A 21,194-nucleotide genomic window follows, 5' to 3' on the forward strand; every position below is an offset into this window, starting at 1 on the left:
TTTCAGTATAATCGACACCATTCTTATCTGATAAAATAAAAGGCAAAACATGGAAACCTATCTCGTCGGCGGCGCGGTGCGCGACGCACTGCTCGGCCTCGAAGTGAAAGACCGCGACTGGGTGGTGGTCGGCAGCGATGCCCGCACACTGCTCAGCCAAGGCTACAAACCCGTCGGCCGCGACTTCCCCGTCTTCCTCCACCCGCTCACCCGCGAAGAATTCGCCCTCGCCCGCACCGAGCGCAAAACCGGCAAAGGATACAGCGGCTTCTCCTGCTACGCCGCCCCCGACGTAACCCTCGAACAAGACCTGATACGCCGCGACCTCACCATCAACGCCATGGCGCAGGATGCAGACGGCCGCATCATCGACCCCTTCGGCGGACAGGCCGACCTGCGCGGCAAAATCCTGCGCCACGTTTCCCCCGCCTTCGCCGAAGACCCCGTCCGCATCCTGCGCACCGCCCGCTTCGCCGCCCGCTACGGATTCGCCGTCGCCCCCGAAACCATGAGTCTGATGCGCGGCATGGTAGAAAGCGGCGAAGCCCGCGCCCTTGTGCCCGAACGCGTTTGGAAAGAGCTTGCCCGAGGACTGATGGAAGATCATCCCGAACGCATGATCGAAGTGCTGCGCGAATGCGGCGCGCTCAAAGTCGCCCTGCCCGAAGTGGACGCACTCTTCGGCGTGCCGCAGCGCGCCGACTACCACCCCGAAATCGACAGCGGCATCCACACCCTGCTCACCCTGCGCCGCGCCGCCGCCCTCGGCCTCACCCTGCCCGAACGCTACGCCGCCCTGCTGCACGACCTAGGCAAAGCCCGCACTCCCGCCGAAATCCTGCCGCGCCACCACGGCCACGACCTCGCCGGCGTCGAACCCGTCCAAGCCGTCAACACCCGCCTGCGCGTCCCCAAAGCCTGTGCCGAACTGGCCGAATCCGTCTGCCGCTGGCACATCATGCTGCACAGCGTCAAAACCCTGCGCGGCAAAACCGTCCTCAACGTTTTGCAGCGCACCGACGCCTTCCGCCGCCCCGAACGCTTCCGCATGATGCTCAACGTCTGCCTGGCCGACACCCAAGGCAGGCAGGGCAAAGAAAACGAAGCCTACCCCCAGTCCGCCCACTGGCTCGCCCTGCTCGAAGCCGCCGACAGCGTGGATGCCGCCGCCGTTATCTCCGAGCGCAAACACAAATGCAAACCCGGCTGGATACCCGAAGCCATCCACCTCGCCCGTTTGGAAAAAATCGACCTGATACACGAGCCCTACCGCAAACAGGCCGTCTGAAAACGCGGCTTGGCCGCAGCCGAAACCGCAAAGCGTATTTTCAGACGGCCTCAAACGCCCAAAGCAGACCATATGACCGCAACCGCCTCCTTCCTCCTGTTCGCCGCGCTTTTGCTGCTAAGTATTGTTTGAGATAAAAATTAAATAGTGAAGCGACACGAGGATACCCGACCTGTTGTTTGCCCAACAGGTAGGGTGTGTCGCCCCGAGGCGACGCACGCGGTTTTTATGTCTTGATGGCAAAAAACAGCAGGCCGTCTGAAACGGTGTGTTCCGTATTTTTATGTTTTGCTTTGTAACGAAAAAACGTGCGGCCGACAGGTACTTGCAGTATAATCCGCGCGTCGCCCGAAACAGGGCGGTTTTCGGAGTCCGTCCGGTTCCGGCTGTTCGGACTTGTCTGCCGCAAGGCTTTATTTTTTGGAGTTTTCCACATGTTATCCGTAGAACAAAAAGCGCAAATCGTCAAAGATTTCCAACGTAAAGAAGGCGATACCGGTTCGTCCGAAGTGCAGGTCGCCCTGCTGACCTTCCGCATCAACGACCTCACCCCGCATTTCAAAGCCAACCCGAAAGACCACCACAGCCGCCGCGGCCTGTTGAAAATGGTCAGCGCACGCCGCCGTCTCTTGGCCTACCTGCGCCGCACCAAGCCCGAAACCTACCGCGAGCTGATTACCCGCTTGGGTCTGCGCAAATAATCTGCGCTTGAAAGTGAAAAGGCCGTCTGAAAATGTGTTTTCAGACGGCCTTTGCTTATCTTCGGCCGCGCCGCAAACCCTTTGTTTGCGCCAATAGGGGGAATCTTGACCTGTATCAAAACCGAATATGTGAAACTGCATATAATTACATTCATCTGACGGGAACGACATAAACGGCACCGCCGGTATTGTCAGATTTGGGTATTCAACCGTTGGATCTTTCTTTCCTTTCCTCTTGATGTGTGTGTGTTTGGGTGTGGCTTGTCGGCCACACCGCTTTTTTTTGACTGTTTGGTGCAAACAGGTTGCAACTTTGCAGCGGCCTGCGTCGCGCGGCTCGGTTGTGAAGCCCGGCCTACGATGGGTAGTTTTATAAAAAATTAAAAAGGAGCTGGCTGGGGTTTTGTAAAAGTTTCAGGCCGTCTGAAAACTCAGTTTTCAGATGGCCTGTTTGTTGTTTGCCGGTAATTACACGCCCAGCAGGGCGGCCAGCTGTGGCCAGTAGAACAGGCAGGCGACGGCGCAGAGTGCCAGGGCGATGCCGGCGGCGTTGACGGCGGAGATTTTTTCTTTGAACAGCAGTGCGCCGGTGAGCGTGCCGCAGACGATGACGCCGATGTTCATACCGGCAAACACCAGCGTCGGGCTGTCGGCCATGGCCTGATGGGCACGGATGTAGGAGAGGATGTTGCCGAAATTGAGGCAGCCGAGCAAAAGGCCGCCGGTGATGCCCTGCACCGTCCATTTCGTGCCACGGTAAAACAGCATGCCGAACATCAATACGGCCGCCAACGCGAAGGCGACGAGCAGGTTGCCGGAAAAGGCGGTGCCGCTTTTGGCGAGCTGTTTGAACAGGATGTCGATCAGGCCGTAGCCCACCCACACGGCCAGCAACAGCCATACGCTTTGCAGGCCGCCTTTTTTGCCGCCCTCGTGCTTGTACAGCAGGCAGGCGAGGGCGGTGAAGGCGAGCACCAGGCCGATGAGCCGCCCCTGTGTCAGCGGTTCGCCGAACAGGGTGAAGGAGGCGAGCACGGGCAGAAACAGCGACAGCCGCTGCGCCGCGTCGGATTTGACGATGCCCGCAGCGTCCACCGCCCGCCCCATTACGATAAACACGGCAGGCAGCAGCACGCCGAGCACGGCGAACAGCCACCAGGTCGGCAGGTAGTGCCGCCATGCGGCGAGGTCGGGTTGCAGCACGGCGACGGTGAGGCCGACGGCGGCGATGTAGTTGACGGCCACGGCCTGGCCGAGGTCGATTTTCTGTTTGCGCGCCATTTTCAGCAAAACCGATACGGCAACGCTGCAACAGATGCTGATGATGAGGTAGTGCATGGTGTTTCCCGATGGTGGGGCAAAGGTTTCGGCTGCGCCGAAGCTGCGTTTTCAGACGGCCTCAAAAATGATTTGAGGCCGTCTGAAAAACCGTTTTAACGCAAATCGGGCAATACGTTCAGTATGGCCGACAAGGCCGCTTCGCCCAGGCGCAGGGAACGCTGGCCGTTCCAGCCGAAATCGTCGTCGGGCAGGTTGTCGTTGTCTTTGAACGGCATTTCCAGTGTGTAGGCGAGGCAGCCGAAGCGGTGGCCGACCCATTTGGTTGCCCAGCCCAAATCGGCCTGGCCGGGCGCGTCCTGCGGGTAGCCGTATTCGTCTTGGAAATCGGGGCTGGCGGCGGCGAAGGCGGCTTTGAAACGCGCGGCCAGCGCGGCGGTTTTCTCGTTGTAGCCCGGCACGCCTTCCGCGCCGGAGAGGAAGATGTAGGGCAGGGCTTCGTCGCCGTGGATGTCTAGGAACAGATCCACGCCGGTTTCCTCCATTTTGCGGCGCACATGGAACACTTCGGGGCTGCGTTTTTCGCTCGGGCTCTGCCATTCGCGGTTGAGGTTCGCGCCGGCGGCGTTGGTGCGCAGGTTGCCCAGTGCCGAGCCGTCGGGGTTCATATTGGGCACGATGTAGAAGGTGGCGCAATCGAGCAGGGCGCGGGCGGTGGGATCCTGCGGGTCGAGCAGGCGGCCGAGCAGCCCTTCGGCAAACCATTCGGCCATGGTTTCGCCGGGGTGCTGGCGGGCGATGACCCAGATTTTCAAATCGCTTTCGACCTGGTTGCCGATTGTGAGCAGGTTGATGTCGCGCCCCTCTACCGTGCTGCCCAAGTCGTCAATCTGGCACAGGCCGCTGCCTTGCGCCTCGCCCAGCAGGTTCAGATGCTGTTCGCTGGAATAAGGCTCGAAATAGGCGTAATAGACGCTGTTGGCCAGCGGGGTGTGGTCGATGACGAGCACGCCGTTTTCGTAGCGGGTGGGCACGCAGAACCAGTTTTGCCGGTCGTAGGAGGCGCGCGCCTGATAGCCTTCCCAGCCTGCGGGGTAGGCAGCGACGGCGGCGTTTTCAAAGCGCATGACGCAGTTTTGGTAGGCCGCGCCTTGCAGGCGGAAGTAAAACCATTGGGCAAAACCGGCGGCGTTGTCGGGGCGCAGGGCGAGGCGGATGTTTTGCGGGTCGGACAGGTCGTGCACGACGATTGAGCCGGCATCGAATTGGGTAGAGATTTTCAGCATAGGAATGCGCAAGGGGCGGTTGGGAAAAGGCGGCATTATAGTTTTTCCCGCGCCGCGCCGCCATATCGCGCCGCTGCGGGGCGCAGGGTCTGTTGACAATCAGCTTTGCGGCGGTGTTTTTGGCAAAAAACACCCGCCTGCCGCGTCAAAAATGCGCGCAAGGTGTCCAACCTTGCTGCGCTTTTTTCCTTGCATTCGGGCATTTTTTACTCAAAAAACCGCTTGCAAACTGAATGTCAACACACCCCGGAGGCCGTCTGAAAACTGCGTTTTCAGACGGCCTTTGTCCATTCTGTATCCGCTGCATTTTCAGACGGCCTGTATAATCCGAGGCCGTCTGAAAACAGGAAACACATGATGAAACTGACCCTGATGTTCCGCGAATATTGCAGCCTGTGCCACGCCATGCGCGACGCGCTGCGGCCTTTGCAGGAGGCGTTCGGCTTTGAATTGGAAATTTTCGATGTGGACGACGATGCGGATTTGGAGGCGCGTTACAACGAGCTTGTGCCGGTGCTGCTGCACGGTGAGACGGAAATCTGCCACTGGCATTTGGACGAGGCGCGGCTGCGGGCGTATTTGGCGGGAGAGGCCGTCTGAAAAGGCGGGGCAGGGTAGGGCGTTCCGCCCGAGTCGGTACATGCGGTTTGAGGCCGTCTGAAAACCAAGACTGGCTAACGCCCTCTTTTTACGGTATTTTGCCGGGCTGAAGCCCTGCCTACGATGGATGCTTTGTTCTGTATCCGCAATAAAAAACTGCCGGACGGCGTGTCCGGCAGTTTTTCTTTGTGCGGCGATTTATTTCAGCAGGTCGGCCACGCCGGCTTTTTCGTCTTCCAGCTCTTTCAAAGTGGCGTTGATGCGCTCGCGGCTGAAATCGTCGATTTCCAAATCGCGCACCAGTTTGTATTCGCCGTTTTCGCAGGTAACGGGGAAGCCGAACACGGTGCCTTCGGGGATGCCGTAGGAGCCGTCGGAGGGGATGCCCATGGTTACCCATCTGCCGTTGGTGCCCAGCCACCAGTCGCGGATGTGGTCGATGGCGGCATTGGCGGCGGAGGCGGCGGAGGAGAGGCCGCGTGCTTCGATGATGGCCGCGCCGCGTTTGCCGACAGTGGGCAGGAACACTTCGGCATTCCATTGCTGGTCGTTAATCATCTCTTTCACGCTCCGGCCGCCGATAGTGGCGAAGCGGTAGTCGGCATACATGGTGGGCGAGTGGTTGCCCCAGACGCACAGTTTTTCGATGTCGGCGACGGCTTTGCCGGTTTTTTCGGCAATCTGGCTGGCGGCACGGTTGTGGTCGAGGCGCAGCATGGCGGTGAAGTTTTTCGCGGGCAGGTCGGGGGCGGACTTCATGGCGATGTAGGCGTTGGTGTTGGCGGGATTGCCGACGACCAGCACTTTCACATTGCGGTCGGCCACTTTGTTCAAGGCCGCGCCCTGTACGGTGAAAATCTGCGCGTTGGCCTGCAAGAGGTCGGCGCGTTCCATGCCTTTGCTGCGCGGGCGCGCGCCGACAAGGATGGCGACTTGCGCGTCTTTAAAGGCAACTTCGGGGTCGTCGGTGGCGAACATACCGGCCAAGAGCGGGAAGGCGCAGTCCTGCAATTCCATCATCACGCCTTTGACGGCGTTCTGCGCCTGCGGCAGGTCGAGAAGCTGCAAAATCACGGGCTGGTCTTTGCCAAGCATTTCGCCGGATGCAATGCGGAAAAGCAGGGCATAGCCGATTTGGCCGGCTGCGCCGGTTACGGCAACACGGACGGGGGTTTTCATATTTAACGCTCCTTTGCGTAGGTTAGTTTAGGGATGGGCAAGGGCTTGATGCCGTTGCGCGGGGAATGAGTTTACTTGAACGGGCGGGATTGAATCAAGGTTTGTAAAGAAACGGCAAACCGTTGTTTGGGGTCTGTTGACAATCAACGTTTTGGCGATTTTTGCTTTTTGGCTGCGCCGAAACTGCGTTTTCAGACGGCCTGCAACCTTTGCAAGAAACCCCGATGGCAGCCCGAAAACCAAAAAATGCCGTCATTCCCGCGCAGGCGGGAATCTCGGTTGCATTCAACAATTCTTGAAGAAACAAGCTATTTGCTTGAATCCGGGAAAGATTCCCGCCTGCGCGGGAATGACGGCGTTTCGTTTAGGGGCATTCGGTTTCGCGCAGGATTCAGGCCGTCTGAAAGCGCGGTTCCGGCGCAGTCAAAACCTGCTGCGCGGGGTTTATTCGATGTCGGCGCACATGCGGGGCAGGAATCTGCGGCTGGTGTCGTCGGCGAAGTCGCAACGCCAGGAGACACTGCCGCCGTGGATGCGCGGGGTGTAAACCACGGTTTTGCCGCGCACGGGGGCGGCGAGGGCGGGGTCGGCTTTGAGGCGGGCGTAAACGATGCCGTCTTCAACGTAAACATCCTGCCAGTAGCGGCTGTTCGGGGGCAGGGTGAAGCCGTCGTTTTCGGTTTTCGTTGCGGTTTCTTCCTCCGTTTCGTTCTCGGAGCGGCTTCCGTTTTCCGCAGCAGTGGCGAGTTTGCCGCCCAGCGTGGCAAGCGGGCGGGTGAGTTCCTGATTGGCTTCGGTGAGTTTGGCGCGGGTAACGTAGTCTTGGTAGGCGGGCAGGACGATGGCGGCGGCGATGCTCAAGCCCATGATGGGGACTTGGATGTAACCCATCACGAGGCCGGCGATGGCGAGGCCGTCTCCGCCTTGTTTCCTTTGGCGGATCTGGCCTCGGGCGATGTGGCCGAAAATAATGGCGAGCAGGCCGATGATGACGGGGATAAACCAGCCGATAATGGAGCAGACGAGGCTGGCGACGGCGAGGCCGTTGGTGCCGTTGGCGGCGGGCGGCTGCCATTGCGGGGCTTGGTAGTAGCGGTTGTCGTTGCCGGACTGCTGCGGGTCGGGATTGGTGTAATCGTTCATGGTTTTCCTCGTAGGGGGTTGGAAGTTGGAAGGCTGCTGTTATGTCACATCGGAGGCCGTCTGAAAAAATATCAAACCCGTTTTTCAGACGGCCTCTGCGGTTTTGAGAAACGTCATCCCTGCGTTGGTGCGCGTTCTTTGCCGTTGAGGCCGTCTGAAAACCGCGTGCGCGGCTGCGCCACACCCCCTACCTTATGGGCTGTATCTGCGTTGTTTCACAATGTTTTTTCAGACGGCCTCTGCGCTTGGTTTATATGTCAACAGACCCTAAACCCACTGCCAGCGGTTGCGCCACGCGCCGATGACGGCGTTGGGGTATTTGCTGCTGCCGAGGCTGCCGTTGAAGCGGGCGAGTGCGCGGGTGATGTTGCCGTTTTCCACGTTGCTGTAATGGCGCAGGATGGTGCAGCCGTAGCGCAGGTTGGTGCGGATGTCGAACAGGTTGTGCTCGGCCTTGCCGATGTAGCGTTGCCAGAAGGGCATGACCTGCATCAGTCCTTTCGCGCCGACGTTGCTGATGGCGTATTGGCGGAACGCGCTTTCCACTTCGATCAGGCCGAGGATGAGCTGGGTGTCGAGGCCTGCGCGGGTGGTTTCGTATTGGATATTGGTTAAGAGGCGGCGGCGGGCGGCTTCGTCGGGCACGAAGCGGGTGAGGCGGGAGGACATGTCGACAAGCCAGCGTTCGCCGTCGCGCGGGTTGGAGAAGACGAGGCGGGCGGGGTTGATGTTGTTGACGGAGGTGCGCATGACGGAGGCCACGTCGTCGGAGAGGGTTTCTTCGCGCTGCGCGCCGGCCAGCAGGGTTTGCGGGGCGATAAGGAGTGCGCCGCCGGTGAGGATAAGGCGGCGGCGGGCGGCATCGGGTAATCGGTTTTCCATTTTTTTATATTAAGGGCGGACGGTTTATTCGGCGGCTTCTTCCAAGAGCCACGCCTGCGCCTGCGCGGCGTCGGTGAAGTATTTGGGGTGGGTTTGGGTGATCAGCTCGGAGATGAGGGCGGCGGATTTGATCCAGATATCGTCCACGATGACGGCGATGCGGCCGAAGTCGCGGTCGTGTTCGCGCACGAATTTGAGCTGCTCCCAGGCCATGTCGATGGTGAAGTCTTTGAGCAGGCTCAAATCCAGCAGCATATCGGGGCGGTGGACGCGGGCGGATGCGGCGATGACGGCCTGTTCGAGTTCGCGGAAGTCGTCCAGCGTGAATTCGTTGTAGAGGGCGACGTTCAAGCCGTAGTTTTGTTCGCGGATGGAGATCATGGTTCAGCCTTTCTTTCTGGTTTGTACGCTTTACGGATTTACTTTTTCAAGCCGCTCAAAATGCCGCTTGCAATAATGATACCGATGCCCAGCCATTCCTGCCAGCCGATTTGTTCGCCGAAGAAGAAAATCCCGGCCAGCGTGGAGAAAACCACGGTAAGGTAGGCCAGCGCGGCAACGGTGAATTTGCGGCCGACGGCATAGGCGTGGGTCATGGCCAGCTGCGCCAGCACGGCGGTTGCACCCACAGCCAGCAGATAGGGCAGCGATTGCAGCGAGAGGCTGTGCCAGCCGGTGAGGGTGGCCAGTGCCGCGCCCATCGCCATGCCCACCAGCGAGAGGTAGAACACCACGCGCCAGGCCGGTTCGCCCAAGAGCGAGAGTTCGCGCACCTGCATGTACGCCCAGCCCGCCGCCAGCCCGCCGAACAGGCCGACCGCCGCCGCGCCTTCCTGTCCGGCGGAAAAGGAGGGTTTGAGCAGCAGCACCACGCCGGCGAAGCCCAAAAGCAAAACGGCCTGCGTGTAGCGGGAGATTTTTTCGCGCAGCACGAGGGCGGAGAGCACGGCGAGGAAGATGGAGGAGGTGTAGGCCAGGGTAACGCCGGTGGCCAGCGGCAGGTGCATCACGGCGTAAAAGCCGCAGGTCATGCCGACGGTGCCGCTGACGCTGCGGCTGAGGTGGCTTTTCAGGTGCGGCGTGGCGAAGGTTTTGCCCTGCGCTTTGGCCATGCCGCCGAGCACGGCGGCGGCGAACACCATGCGCCAGAAGACGAGTTCGCCGCTGCCCATGCCGAATTTCTGGTGGGCGGCTTTGATGGCGAGGTTCATCAGGGTGAAAAACAGCGCGGCGGCTATCATCCAGGCCGAGCCGATGAGTTCGCGTGTTTCTTGGCTGCGTGTGCGGTTCATGTTTTTGCTTTGCGGCGCAGAGGCCGTCTGAAAATCTGAAAAAGGGCGGGAGGCCGTATGAACGCGCGGCTTCAACGAAGTTAAAAACCGGTTTTCAGACGGCCTCAATACGCCATGTCGGCACGCCTTATGCGGCGGCGATGAACAGCGCGATGATGCAGACGAAACCCACGCCCCACACCGCCGAGCGCAGGCGTGCTTCGCCGGCGATGTAGCACAGGCAGAACAGGATGCGCGAAATCACGAACAGCACCGCCCAGAAATTGACCGCCGCCTGCGACGCGCCGCCTGTGGCGTGGGCGATAATCACGGCGGCGGCGAAAGGGGCGAAGGTTTCATAGCCGTTTTGCTGGGCGGCGTTGGCGCGTGCGGCCGCGCCTTCGGTTTGCGCCAGAAACGCGCGCGGGTTGCCGTTGTCGCGCTTGAAGTCGAAGCCGCCACGCTTTTTGGCGTACATCGCGCAGAAAATCGGGAGCAGGGCGGCAAAGAGCACGCACCAGTAGGCGAGGGTCATTGTGTGTCCTTTCGGTTTGCGGTGGAAAAGGGCGGCATTATACAGCGGGGCAGGGTGGCGGGGCGGCTTGTCTGCACAAAAAACAGGCAGCGGCGGAATTTGTCGGCGGATGAAGGGCATGGGCGGCTTGTCCACAGCAAATCCACGGCACTCTGCCGCGTTTCGGAGGATAAGGGCGGGGCAGGGGGCATGTTTCAGACGGCCTGATGCGCCTTATCCCGCGCTGCGCGGCAAAACGGCGTGGATTGTTTGTGGAAAAACCGCCTTGGCGGCTGATTTGGCGGAAGATTCCGATGCTGCCTGTTTTTTGTGCAGGCTGCGAATTTGAATTTGAAACCGCATGCGTGGCGCAGGTCGGGCATTGATGCCCGACAAACACGGAATCTGTTTATCCCAATATGCCGCAAATTGAAAACGTCGGGCATCAATGCCCGACCTGCTTAACTACCTGTTTTTTTGTGCAGGTCGCCCTCGAATACCGTGTATCTGCGCTGGAATGGCGACACGGATGTAGGGTGTGTGCCGCAGGCACGCACGCGGTGGCGGGCAAGCGGAATGCCGTCTGAAAAGGCGGCAGCGGCTGTTGGCGAACCGCAAACCGCGTGCGTGGCAGAGCCACACACCCTACGTACCTGCTTAACGGCAGAGGCCGTCTGAAAATCCGTAAAACAGGTTTTGGCTGCGCCGAAGCCGCGCTTTCAAACGGCCTCCCATCCCGTTCGGGCAGCCCGTGCCCCGTCTCGGCTATAATGCCGCTTTTTTCGCAACCGCCGGGAGCCGCCATGTCTGCCATTCCCCTGATTGCCGCCGCCGGACTCGTGCCGCAGGCCGGCCGGATTTTCGCCGCCGTGTTCGCCGCGCTGGCCGCCGCCTCGCTGGTGGGGCAGTGGCTCAAACGCAAAAAAGGCGCGGGCAACGCCGTCATCGCCAACCTCAACGCCCGCATTTACGCCTGGTGGCTGATGACGCTGGTGCTGCTGGCGGCGTTCTGGTTCGGAAAAACCGGCGCGGTGGTGCTGTTTTTCCTGATTTCCTTCGCCGCGCTGCGCGAATTCATGACCCTGATCTACCGCCGCCGCTGCGACTATTACAGCATGGCGGCCTGTTTTTACGTGCTGCTGCCGGTGCAGTACTGGCTGGTGTGGCGCGAGTGGTACGGCCTGTTTGCCATCTTCATCCCGATGTACGGCTTCCTGCTGCTGCCCATCATCACCGGCCTGAGCGGCCAAACCGAAGACTTCCTCGCCCGCGCGGCCAAAACGCAGTGGATGGCGATGATCTGCATCTTCTGCCTCTCGCACGTGCCCGCGCTGATGTTTCTGCATTTGGACGGCTTCAACAGCGAAAACAACATCCTGCTGCCGATGTTCCTGATTGCCGTGGTGCAGGCTTCCGACGTGCTGCAATACATCTGGGGCAAGCTGATAGGCGGGCCGAAAATCATGCCCGCGCTCTCGCCCTCGAAAACCGTGTCCGGCACAGTGGGCGGCATCGCCTCCGCCACCGCGCTCGCCGCGCTGCTCGCGCCGATAACGCCCTTCACCCACGCCCAGGCCGCCTTGTTCGGCCTCCTGATCTGCCTGATGGGCTTTTTCGGCGGACTGGTGATGTCGGCCATCAAGCGCGACTACGGCGTGAAAGACTGGGGCAGCATGATCAGCGGCCACGGCGGCATGCTCGACCGCGTCGATTCCGTCTGCTTCGCCGCGCCGGTGTTTTTCCATTTCCTACGCTATTTTTGGAGCTGAGGCCGTCTGAAACCGTATTTTGTGTTTTTCAGACGGCCTGTTCCCCCGCCGCCCTTGAAGCGGGCGCGGCACGCGGCGATAATCCCGCCTTACCCGTTTTAACAAAACGCAGGCAAACCCCGCGCCGCCAATGTAGGGCGTGTGGCGCAGCCACGCACGCGGCTTCTACTCTACGGCAGCATATTTTCAGACGGCCTCTGCGGCTTTATCACGTTTAGTTAGAGGCCGTCTGAAAACCACGTTCCAACACCCGCACACAAAGGAAAAAACATGAGCGCAACCCTCACTGCCCCCGAACTCTGCCGCGTGCGCACCGTAACCGCCTTTGCCACCCTGCCGCCCGACAGCACACAATGGCAAGCGGTTTTGGCCGATGCCGAACAACAATGCCGCACCCTCGCCGCCGCTTTTCAGACGGCCGGCTACACCGTCCAAACCCTGCGCATCGTCGCCAACCCCTTCGGCGAATACCTCGACACAAGCAGCCCCGCCGCCGCCAAAGCCGGCCTCAGTGCCATCCGCGCCATCCTCAACAGCTTGGGCAGCAGTGGCCTACGCATCCGCTTTGCCGCCGGCGAAGCCCGCAACCCCGCCGAAATCGCCCTCCTGCCCGAACTCATCCGCGAATTCGGCGACCTGTGCAACGCCTGCGTCAACATCCGAGCCGACGAAAACGGTCTGCCCGACAACGAAACCATCCTCCGCTGCGCCGAAGCCGTCCGCCAAACCGCCCTGGCCGCCCCGCGCGGCGAAGGCAACTTCAACTTCACCGTCAACTTCAACTGCCCGCCGCTCATCCCCTACTTCCCCGCCGGCTACCACCGCAGCGAAAACGGCAACTGCCTCGTCGTCGGCCTCGAAACCCCCGATCTGCTCGCCGACGCCCTGCGCACCCTGCACAACCGCCCCGAAGAACACACCGCCTATTTTCAGACGGCCTACACCGCCATGCGCGACGCCCTGCAGCACCACACAAACCGCATCCACACCACCGCCGCCCAAACCACCCTCGGCAGCGGCTGGACATACGCCGGCATCGACACCTCCGCCGCCCCCTCGAAAAACTGCACCTCCATGGCCGAAATCTACCGCCTGCTGCGCGTCCCCCACTTCGGCGCGGCCGGCACAGTCGAAGCCTCCGCCTTGCTTACCCGCGTGTTCAAATCGCAAAACGTCCCCATGCAGGGCTTCTGCGGCCTCATGCTCGCCCCCACCGAAGACGAAGGACTCGCCCAAGCCGCCCGCGAAGGCCGCTTCGACATCCGCGCCCTGCTCACATACAGCAGCGTCTGCGGCATCGGCCTCGACACCGTCCCCATCCCCGGCGACACCCTGCCCGAAAAAACCGCAGCCCTCATGCGCGACACCGCCGTCATGGCCTACCGCCTCGGCAAACCCCTCACCGTCCGCCTCTTCCCCATCCCCGGCAAGCGGGCAGGGCAGCACACCGCCTTTGAAAGCGGCGACCTGTGCGACTGCGCCATCCTGGCCGTGCCCTAAATAGCGGAGCAGGGTGTGTGGCACAAGCCACGCACGCGGTTTTTTTGTTTGAATAAGAAGGCACTGCTTCACCCGCAGCCACATATACTGGATAAAGATTAAAAGTACCTATCGTAGGCTGGGCTTCAGCCCAGCTAACTCGATATTTTCACGATATTTTGCTGGGCTAAAAGCCCAGCCTACAATGGATAATTTTTATTTTGCTCCACTATATTTTCAGACAGTAAGCGTAGCGTGGATCATACGTAGGGTGTGTCGCCCCGAGGCGACGCACGCGTTCTCTGCCACTCGGAGGCCGTCTGAAAACCCCGCAACATGATTTCAGACTGCCTTTGTGGCGCAAGCCACGCGCTCAGCCGCGCCCGGCTCTGCGGCTGTATTTCCGTATATTTTCAGACAGCCTCCACTACGTTTCACATTTGAGGCCGTCTGAAAGCACAGCTCACAGCTTTAACGAAGTTAAAACCGCCAACCACATTGCGGAGCGTGTCGTCCGACGATACACGCGGCTTCCGCCCCGCAAGCAACCCAACCACCGAAAGGAAACCCCATGCTCCTCGGCGTCAACATCGACCACGTCGCCACCCTGCGCAACGCACGCGGCACCACCTACCCCAGCCCCCTCGAAGCCGCCCTCACCGCCGAAACCCACGGTGCCGACTACATCACCCTCCACCTGCGCGAAGACCGCCGCCACATCCGCGACGACGACGTCGCCGCCATCGCCCGCACCGTGCGCACCCACATCAACCTCGAAATGGCACTCACCGAAGAAATGCTCGAACACGCCCTGCGCGTGCGCCCGCAAGACGTGTGCATCGTCCCCGAAAAACGGCAGGAAATCACCACCGAAGGCGGCCTCGACGTCATCGCCCTGCAACAAAAAATTGCCGACTACACACACCAACTCACTGCTGCCGGCATCCGCGTCTCCCTCTTCATCGACCCCGACGAAACCCAAATCCAAGCCGCCCTCGACACCGGTGCGCCCGCCATCGAACTGCACACCGGCGCATACGCCGACGCCCCCGCACACGAACGCCCCCGCCAACTGGCCAAAATAGAAGAGGCCGCATACTTCGCCTCCGAACGCGGCCTCACCGTCAACGCCGGCCACGGCCTCAACATCCACAACGTCGCCCCCGTCGCCAAAATCCTGCCCATCGCCGAACTCAACATCGGCCACGCCCTTATCGCCCAATCCCTCTTCCTCGGCCTGCCCGCCGCCATCCGCCAAATGAAAGAAACCATCCACCGCGCCCGAAACGGGGTTTGAAAACATCTGTGGATTTGCCAAGCGGAAACCACCAAAAACACCAGTCGGCAATACTGCCTAAAACTGTTAGCAAATACTGCTCGTGTTCTTGTTGGAAATGACTGAGACACAGAACCGTAATCAGCATATGCTGTAATTGTATCATACATCTACATATTCGCATAATTTATATTATGTTAAATTATTTGAGTAAGTTTTTGAATGCACAATCATGAATTGCAAGTGTCCAAATCACAGTTACGTCTGGTAAAACGTCCTGACAACCTTTATGCTAGAATTCCGCCCCGTTTTTCAGCCTCCAAAACCAACCCGCCATGACCCAAGACAAAATCCTTATTCTCGACTTCGGTTCGCAAGTTACCCAGCTTATTGCCCGCCGCGTGCGCGAAGCCCATGTTTACTGCGAGCTGCATTCTTTCGATATGCCTTTGGACGAAATCAAAGCCTTTAATCCGAAAGGCATTATCCTGTCCGGCGGCCCCAATTCCGTTTACGAATCCGACTATCAGGCCGACGTCGGCATTTTCGATTTGGGCATTCCCGTATTGGGCATCTGCTACGGCATGCAGTTTATGGCGCACCACCTCGGCGGCGAAGTCTCCCCCGGCAACCAGCGCGAGTTCGGTTACGCCCAAGTGAAAACCATCGACAGCGAGCTCACGCGCGGCCTTTCGGACGGCCAGCCCAACACGCTCGACGTGTGGATGAGCCACGGCGACAAAGTGTCCAAACTGCCTGAAGGCTTCAGTATCATCGGCGACACGCCCTCCTGCCCGATTGCTATGATGGAAAACGCCGCCAAACAGTTTTACGGCATCCAGTTCCACCCCGAAGTAACCCACACCAAACAAGGCCGCGCCCTCATCAACCGCTTTGTGCTCGACATCTGCGCCGCCAAACCAAGCTGGACGATGCCCAACTACATCGACGAAGCCGTGGCCAAAATCCGCGAGCAGGTCGGCAGCGACGAAGTGATTTTGGGCTTGTCCGGCGGCGTCGATTCCTCCGTGGCCGCCGCGCTGATCCACCGCGCCATCGGCGACCAGCTCACCTGCGTGTTTGTCGATCACGGCCTGCTGCGCCAAAACGAAGGCAAAATGGTGATGGACATGTTTGCCCGCAACCTGGGCGTGCGCGTGATTCATGTTGACGCCGAAAAACAATTTCTCGACAAACTGGCCGGCGTTACCGACCCCGAGCGCAAGCGCAAAATCATCGGCGCGGAATTTATCGAAGTATTTGATGCCGAAGAGAAAAAACTCACCAACGCCAAATGGCTGGCGCAAGGTACGATTTACCCCGACGTAATCGAATCCGCAGGTGCAAAAACCAAAAAAGCCCACGCCATCAAATCGCACCACAACGTCGGCGGCTTGCCCGAAAACATGAAGCTCAAGCTGCTCGAGCCGCTGCGCGATTTGTTTAAAGACGAAGTGCGCGAGTTGGGCGTCGCCCTCGGCCTGCCGCGCGAAATGGTGTACCGCCATCCTTTCCCCGGCCCCGGTTTGGGCGTGCGCATTTTGGGCGAAGTGAAAAAAGAATACGCCGACCTGCTGCGTCAGGCCGACGACATTTTCATTCAGGAACTGCGTAACACCGCCGACGAAAACGGCACATCATGGTACGACCTTACCAGTCAGGCCTTTGCCGTGTTCCTGCCCGTGAAGTCCGTGGGCGTGATGGGCGACGGCCGCACCTATGATTATGTGGTCGCCCTGCGCGCCGTGGTTACCAGCGATTTTATGACCGCACACTGGGCAGAGCTGCCTTATTCGTTGCTCGGCCGCGTGTCCAACCGCATCATCAACGAAGTGAAGGGCATCAACCGCGTGGTGTACGACGTGAGCGGCAAACCGCCTGCCACGATTGAATGGGAGTAAAAACTTGCATTTTTATTGTTTTTTTCTGCACACGTAGGTTTGGTGAATTATCGGCAATAGGCCGTCTGAAACTTTTCAGACGGCCTTATGCTTTATGCAGGATGCAGGATTTTTGTCAGATATTTCCAGTCGATTCTGCGGGTATGGCCGATGTGCCATTTGCCACAATGGCACAGGTAGGCGCGTACGGCGGCGGCGCGGACGTTGCCGTTGCGTTCGTTGTATGAGCGCATGGAATGTATGGTAGCCAGTGCGGCCTCTCTGCCGGCGTAGCCGATTTTTCCGTCGCACATGCGCACTTTGCGTTGTTGCAGGGTTTTCTTGGCCATTTTTTCTCCTTTCACGATGTTGTGCCAGTATAAAACGCTATACGAAAGGTTTTCAATCAGAAAAGAAGTCCAGAGGCAAACAGGCCGTCTGAAAAAGCGGATTTCGTTTTTTCAGACGGCCTTGGCGGCGCAGAGCGTGCGCCATTATCACGACATGCCCCGCAAACGTAAAAAGCCGCCCGATAACGAGGCGGCTTTTTTATTTCCTGCAAATCAAATCGATGCGTTGATAAAGGCGGTGAGCTGGCCTTTGGCCAGTGCGCCGACTTTGGTGGCGGTGTTTTGGCCGTCTTTGAACACCATCAGCGTGGGTATGCCGCGCACGCCGAATTTGGCGGGGGTTTGTTCGTTTTCGTCGATGTTGATTTTGACGATTTTCAGACGGCCCTGGTATTCGGCGGCGACTTCGTCGAGAATGGGGGCGATCATTTTGCAGGGGCCGCACCAGGGAGCCCAAAAGTCCAGCAGGACGGGGATGTCGGAGTTCAACACGTCCTGCTCGAAGTTTACGTCGGTGGTGTGGATGATCAGTTCGCTGCTCATAGTGTGTCCTTTTTCGGTTGTGGATGAAACAGGGCGGTAACATAGTGGATAAGGCGGCCGATTTCAAGGGTTGTTTGCGGGGATAGCGTGAAACAATGCGCAAGCGGGCATTTCCTGCCTGCCCATGCGTTTTTCAGACGGCCGTAAAAAGCGGCAACCACTAGGGCTGCCGAATACCTCAATCGGAGATTTGCGCTTCACAAACATACAGGCTCTGCGCCTGCACTCTGCCTGCACGGTTTGCGTCGTGCGGGCAAAGACGGGGTTTTCAGACGGCCTCTTGGGCAAAATACGCTGTGAGGCCGTCTGAAAACGTTTTTTGTCTAGGCAAACTGGTTCATGGTGTTGTCTTTGCCGCCGGCTTTGAGCGCAGCCTCGCCGGCAAAGTATTCTTTGTGGCGGTCGCCGATGTCGGAGCCGGCCATGTTTTGGTGTTTGACGGTGGCGATGCCTTGGCGGATTTCCTGACGCTGCACGCCTTTGACGTAGGCCAACATGGCTTCTGCGCCGAAGTAGCCGTGCGCCAGGTTGTCGGTGGAGAGGGCGGCGGTGTGGTAGGTGGGCAGGGTGATCAGGTGGTGGAAGATGCCGGCTTCGCGAGAGGCGTCGCGCTGGAAGGTGCGGATGCGCTCGTCGGCTTCTGCCGCCAGTTCGCTGCCGTCGTAGTCGGCGGACATCAGTTTGGCGCGATCGTAGGCGGACACGTCTTTGCCCTCGGCCTGCCATGCGTCGAATACCTGCTGGCGGAAGTTGAGCGTCCAGTTGAACGAGGGGCTGTTGTTGTAGACCAGCTTGGCGTTGGGGATGACGGCGCGGATTTTGTCCATCATTTCTTTGATTTGGCCGACGTGCGGTTTTTCGGTTTCGATCCACAGCAAGTCCGCGCCGTTTTGCAGGGAGGTGATGCAGTCGAGCACCACGCGCTCGATGCCGGTGCCTTTGCGGAATTGGAACAGGTTGCTCGGCAGGCGCACGGGGCGGATGGTTTTGCCGGCCGTGTTGACAATCACGTCGCCGGCGCGGATTTGGCCGAGGTCGGTGATTTCTTCGCCGTCCAAGAAGCTGTTGTATTGGTCGCCCAAATCGCCCTGTTTGGCGGAATAGGCGATTTGTTTGGTCAGCCCCGCGCCCAGCGAGTCGGTGCGGGCGACGATGACGCCATCATCCACGCCCAGTTCCAAGAAGGCGTAGCGCACGGCGTTGATTTTGGCGAGAAAATCGGCGTGCGGCACGGTTACTTTGCCGTCTTGGTGGCCGCATTGTTTTTCGTCGGAGACCTGGTTTTCGATTTGGATGCAGCACGCGCCCGCTTCGATCATTTTTTTCGCCAAGAGATAGGTGGCTTCGGCGTTGCCGAAACCGGCGTCGATGTCGGCGATAATCGGCACAACGTGGGTTTGGAAGCCGTTGATGTCGGCGAGGATTTTGTCTTCGGCTGCTTTGTCGCCTGCGGCGCGGGCATCGTCGAGCGCGGCAAACAGCAGGTCGAGTTCGCGCGCGTCGGCCTGTTTCAGAAAGCCGTAAATCTCGGCAATCAGGTCGGGCACGGCGGTTTTTTCGTGCATGGACTGGTCGGGCAGCGGGCCGAACTGCGAGCGCATCGCGGCCACCATCCAGCCGGAGAGGTAGAGATAGCGTTTGGCGGTGGACTGGTGGTGTTTTTTCACCGCAATCATTTTCTGCTGCGCCACAAAGCCGTGCCAGCAGCCGAGCGACTGGGTGTACTGCGCGGGGTCGGCATCGTATGCGGCCATGTCGCGCCGCATGATGGCGGCGGTGTATTTGGCGATGTCCAAGCCGGTTTTGAAACGGTTTTGCAGGCGCATGCGGGCGGCGTGTTCGGGCGACACGGCGTGCCAGCCGCTGCCGTTTGCCTGTTTGATTTGCTCTGCCGTGCGGATTTCTTGCTGATATTCGGCCATTTTTCTGCTCCTTTGTTTGTTGTCTGCTTCTTGTGGACGGGTCTGCCGCTCCGACTGCGCGTAACTCGATGTAGTCAAAACGGCGTGGGACGGAATGTACCTGCGTTTGCGTATCCTGCCAAGCGGCATTTGGTTTTCACGCGTAAAATCAAGCCTTGCGGCAGGCATTTTTGCGGCGGTTTTTAAAATTTTCCGATTTCTTTTGCGGCATCGGGCGGATTTTATAACGGCGGCGGGCGGTTTCTTGCTATTTTGTGGTTATTTCGCCCTTTTGCAAATTTGTCTACATTTTAAACGCAATGATTTAAAAGGAATAAAACATTCATCTTTGTGTAATCTATTGTAGTTTGAACTCGGAGGCCGTCTGAAAACCCGTTTGCGCCGCCCTGCCCCGCTGCCCGCACATACTGCCCTGCCCTTTTCAGACGGCCTGCACGCTGCGGCAGAAGGCATGAGGCCGTCTGAAAAACGCGGCCTGCCTTTGAAAAAGCGTGCGTTTCCCTTACAATCCGCCGCTTTTCTTTTATCCAGTGTGGTTCGCAACCCTCCCACAATAAAAAACTAAGGAAACCTTCATGACCCGTTCTTCCGACGAGCTGCGCGGCCTGTCCCTTTTGGGCGGCAGCACGCAGTATCCCGACCGCTACGCGCCCGAAGTATTGGAAGCGTTCGACAACAAACACCCCGGCAACGACTATTTCGTCAAATTCGTCTGCCCCGAATTCACCAGCCTGTGCCCGATGACCGGCCAGCCCGATTTCGCCACCATCCTCATCCGCTACATTCCCGACGCGAAAATGGTGGAAAGCAAATCGCTGAAACTCTACCTTTTCGGCTTCCGCAACCACGGCGATTTTCACGAAGACTGCGTCAACATCATCATGAAAGACCTGATTTCATTGATGAATCCGAAATACATCGAAGTGTCCGGCATCTTCACCCCGCGCGGCGGCATCGCCATCCACCCCTTCGCCAACTACGGCCGTCCGGACACGCCCTTTGCGCAAATGGCACGCGAACGCCTGTTCCGCCACGATATGCAGTAGGGTCCGCCATGTACCGCTTCACCGAACGCCAGCAGGCCAACGCCCTGTTTTGGCTGAGCCTTTTCCATATCGCCGTGATTGCGTCGAGCAACTATCTCGTGCAGTTTCCGTTTGACATCCCCCTGCCGGACGGTTTTGTCGTCCATTCCACCTGGGGCGCGCTCACTTTTCCGTTCATCTTCCTTGCCACCGACCTCACCGTGCGCATTTTCGGGCGGCACACGGCGCGGCGGATTGTGTTTTGCGTGATGTTCCCCGCGCTGCTGCTCTCCTATGCGTTTTCCGTGCTGTTCCAACAGGGCGCGTGGACGGGCTGGGCGGCTCTGGCGCGTTTTGACCGTGAAATCTTCCGCATCGCGTTGGCCAGCTTCTCCGCCTACGCCGTCGGCCAGCTGCTCGACATTTTCGTCTTCAACCGCCTGCGCCGCCTCAAAGCGTGGTGGGTCGCGCCCTCGGCCTCGATGTTTGCGGGCAACGCCGTGGACACCCTGCTGTTTTTCTCCATCGCCTTTTACGCGGGCGGCAACGCCTACATGGCCGAGCATTGGCCGCACATCGCCCTGGTCGATTACCTGTTCAAACTCGTTATCTGCGCCCTCTTCTTCCTGCCCGCCTACGGCATCCTCCTCGGCCTGCTCGCCAAACGCCTCACCGCCCTACCCTGCGATGCGGAAAACGAATGCGCTATCGGGCGGCAAAAGGCCGTCTGAAAAACACCAATTCAGTTTTCAGACGGCCTCCCGTTTCTCCGCCCTGCCCTGATGAGGCCGTTCCCGCCAGTACTCTT

At 59.3% G+C, this 21,194-nt stretch carries 20 protein-coding genes and 1 riboswitch; of the genes, 9 read left to right on the forward strand and 11 right to left on the reverse strand.

The genetic code is table 11. The features are described 5' to 3' along the window. Positions 1 to 49 precede the first annotated feature (49 nt). Both H3L91_RS07100 and rpsO read left to right on the forward strand, forming a co-directional pair. Entirely contained in the window at positions 50 to 1,288 is a 1,239-nt protein-coding gene (locus tag H3L91_RS07100; RefSeq protein ID WP_007342984.1) for a multifunctional CCA addition/repair protein, read from the forward strand. A gap of 434 nt (positions 1,289 to 1,722) precedes the next feature. Further along, a complete protein-coding gene (rpsO, locus tag H3L91_RS07105) occupies positions 1,723 to 1,989 on the forward strand; it encodes a 30S ribosomal protein S15 (protein WP_007342987.1) in 267 nt (88 codons plus the stop codon). Between the two features lie 468 nt (positions 1,990 to 2,457). Here the strand turns inward: rpsO and H3L91_RS07110 are convergent, their stop codons facing one another. Together H3L91_RS07110 and H3L91_RS07115 are read right to left on the reverse strand one after the other, a co-directional pair. Beyond that, positions 2,458 to 3,327: a DMT family transporter gene (locus tag H3L91_RS07110; RefSeq protein WP_007342988.1), complete on the reverse strand. Its 870-nt coding sequence runs from the start codon at positions 3,325 to 3,327 to the stop codon at positions 2,458 to 2,460. A gap of 95 nt (positions 3,328 to 3,422) precedes the next feature. After that, entirely contained in the window at positions 3,423 to 4,553 is a 1,131-nt protein-coding gene (locus H3L91_RS07115) for a M14 family metallopeptidase (RefSeq protein ID WP_040658936.1), read from the reverse strand. Positions 4,554 to 4,910: 357 nt separating this feature from the next. Here H3L91_RS07115 and H3L91_RS07120 point away from each other — a divergent pair, with 357 nt between their 5' ends. Next, positions 4,911 to 5,153, forward strand: coding sequence for a glutaredoxin family protein (locus H3L91_RS07120; RefSeq protein WP_040659530.1), 243 nt, complete (start codon positions 4,911 to 4,913; stop codon positions 5,151 to 5,153). A 198-nt stretch (positions 5,154 to 5,351) separates the two neighbouring features. On the opposite strand, the gene H3L91_RS07125 is transcribed toward H3L91_RS07120, so the two are convergent. From H3L91_RS07125 to H3L91_RS07150, 6 genes are all read right to left on the reverse strand, one after another. Further along, positions 5,352 to 6,332, reverse strand: a complete 981-nt coding sequence (locus tag H3L91_RS07125; RefSeq protein ID WP_007342993.1) for a malate dehydrogenase — start codon at positions 6,330 to 6,332, stop codon at positions 5,352 to 5,354. Between the two features lie 444 nt (positions 6,333 to 6,776). Continuing rightward, entirely contained in the window at positions 6,777 to 7,475 is a 699-nt protein-coding gene (locus tag H3L91_RS07130) for a DUF4190 domain-containing protein (RefSeq protein ID WP_007342995.1), read from the reverse strand. Positions 7,476 to 7,742: 267 nt separating this feature from the next. Continuing rightward, positions 7,743 to 8,357 carry a lytic transglycosylase domain-containing protein gene (locus H3L91_RS07135; protein WP_007342996.1) on the reverse strand — a complete coding sequence of 205 codons (615 nt, stop codon included), beginning with the start codon at positions 8,355 to 8,357 and terminating at the stop codon, positions 7,743 to 7,745. 24 nt (positions 8,358 to 8,381) lie between these two features. Then, the gene (locus H3L91_RS07140) at positions 8,382 to 8,738 is read right to left on the reverse strand and encodes a SpoIIAA family protein (RefSeq protein ID WP_007342997.1); all 357 of its coding nucleotides are present in this window, start codon (positions 8,736 to 8,738) and stop codon (positions 8,382 to 8,384) included. A gap of 38 nt (positions 8,739 to 8,776) precedes the next feature. Beyond that, positions 8,777 to 9,649, reverse strand: coding sequence for a DMT family transporter (locus H3L91_RS07145; RefSeq protein WP_007342998.1), 873 nt, complete (start codon positions 9,647 to 9,649; stop codon positions 8,777 to 8,779). Between the two features lie 127 nt (positions 9,650 to 9,776). Next, entirely contained in the window at positions 9,777 to 10,163 is a 387-nt protein-coding gene (locus tag H3L91_RS07150; protein WP_007342999.1) for an MAPEG family protein, read from the reverse strand. A gap of 782 nt (positions 10,164 to 10,945) precedes the next feature. Between H3L91_RS07150 and H3L91_RS07155 the strand changes: the two genes are divergently transcribed. From H3L91_RS07155 to guaA, 4 genes are all read left to right on the forward strand, one after another. Next, complete coding sequence (locus tag H3L91_RS07155; protein WP_007343003.1) at positions 10,946 to 11,911, forward strand: phosphatidate cytidylyltransferase; 966 nt, start codon at positions 10,946 to 10,948, stop codon at positions 11,909 to 11,911. Between the two features lie 270 nt (positions 11,912 to 12,181). Continuing rightward, positions 12,182 to 13,411, forward strand: a complete 1,230-nt coding sequence (locus H3L91_RS07160; RefSeq protein WP_007343005.1) for a DUF711 family protein — start codon at positions 12,182 to 12,184, stop codon at positions 13,409 to 13,411. 550 nt (positions 13,412 to 13,961) lie between these two features. Further along, positions 13,962 to 14,687, forward strand: a complete 726-nt coding sequence (gene pdxJ / locus H3L91_RS07165; RefSeq protein WP_007343006.1) for a pyridoxine 5'-phosphate synthase — start codon at positions 13,962 to 13,964, stop codon at positions 14,685 to 14,687. Positions 14,688 to 15,001: 314 nt separating this feature from the next. Next, a complete protein-coding gene (guaA, locus tag H3L91_RS07170; protein WP_007343007.1) occupies positions 15,002 to 16,567 on the forward strand; it encodes a glutamine-hydrolyzing GMP synthase in 1,566 nt (521 codons plus the stop codon). A gap of 92 nt (positions 16,568 to 16,659) precedes the next feature. Here the strand turns inward: guaA and H3L91_RS07175 are convergent, their stop codons facing one another. From H3L91_RS07175 to H3L91_RS07185, 3 genes are all read right to left on the reverse strand, one after another. Next, positions 16,660 to 16,896: a hypothetical protein gene (locus H3L91_RS07175; protein ID WP_007343008.1), complete on the reverse strand. Its 237-nt coding sequence runs from the start codon at positions 16,894 to 16,896 to the stop codon at positions 16,660 to 16,662. Between the two features lie 213 nt (positions 16,897 to 17,109). Next, the gene (gene trxA, locus H3L91_RS07180; protein WP_007343009.1) at positions 17,110 to 17,439 is read right to left on the reverse strand and encodes a thioredoxin TrxA; all 330 of its coding nucleotides are present in this window, start codon (positions 17,437 to 17,439) and stop codon (positions 17,110 to 17,112) included. Positions 17,440 to 17,762: 323 nt separating this feature from the next. Next, positions 17,763 to 19,361 (reverse strand): isocitrate lyase, encoded by a 1,599-nt coding sequence (locus H3L91_RS07185; RefSeq protein WP_040658938.1) that lies wholly within the window; start codon positions 19,359 to 19,361, stop codon positions 17,763 to 17,765. A 526-nt stretch (positions 19,362 to 19,887) separates the two neighbouring features. Further along, positions 19,888 to 19,932: riboswitch (PreQ1 riboswitch) on the forward strand. A 4-nt stretch (positions 19,933 to 19,936) separates the two neighbouring features. Here H3L91_RS07185 and queF point away from each other — a divergent pair. Both queF and H3L91_RS07195 read left to right on the forward strand, forming a co-directional pair. Continuing rightward, positions 19,937 to 20,407 (forward strand): preQ(1) synthase, encoded by a 471-nt coding sequence (gene queF, locus H3L91_RS07190; RefSeq protein ID WP_007343013.1) that lies wholly within the window; start codon positions 19,937 to 19,939, stop codon positions 20,405 to 20,407. Positions 20,408 to 20,415: 8 nt separating this feature from the next. Further along, positions 20,416 to 21,117, forward strand: a complete 702-nt coding sequence (locus tag H3L91_RS07195; protein WP_007343014.1) for a 7-cyano-7-deazaguanine/7-aminomethyl-7-deazaguanine transporter — start codon at positions 20,416 to 20,418, stop codon at positions 21,115 to 21,117. Positions 21,118 to 21,194: the final 77 nt, after the last annotated feature.

Source organism: Neisseria bacilliformis (assembly GCF_014055025.1).
Taxonomy (GTDB): domain Bacteria; phylum Pseudomonadota; class Gammaproteobacteria; order Burkholderiales; family Neisseriaceae; genus Neisseria; species Neisseria bacilliformis.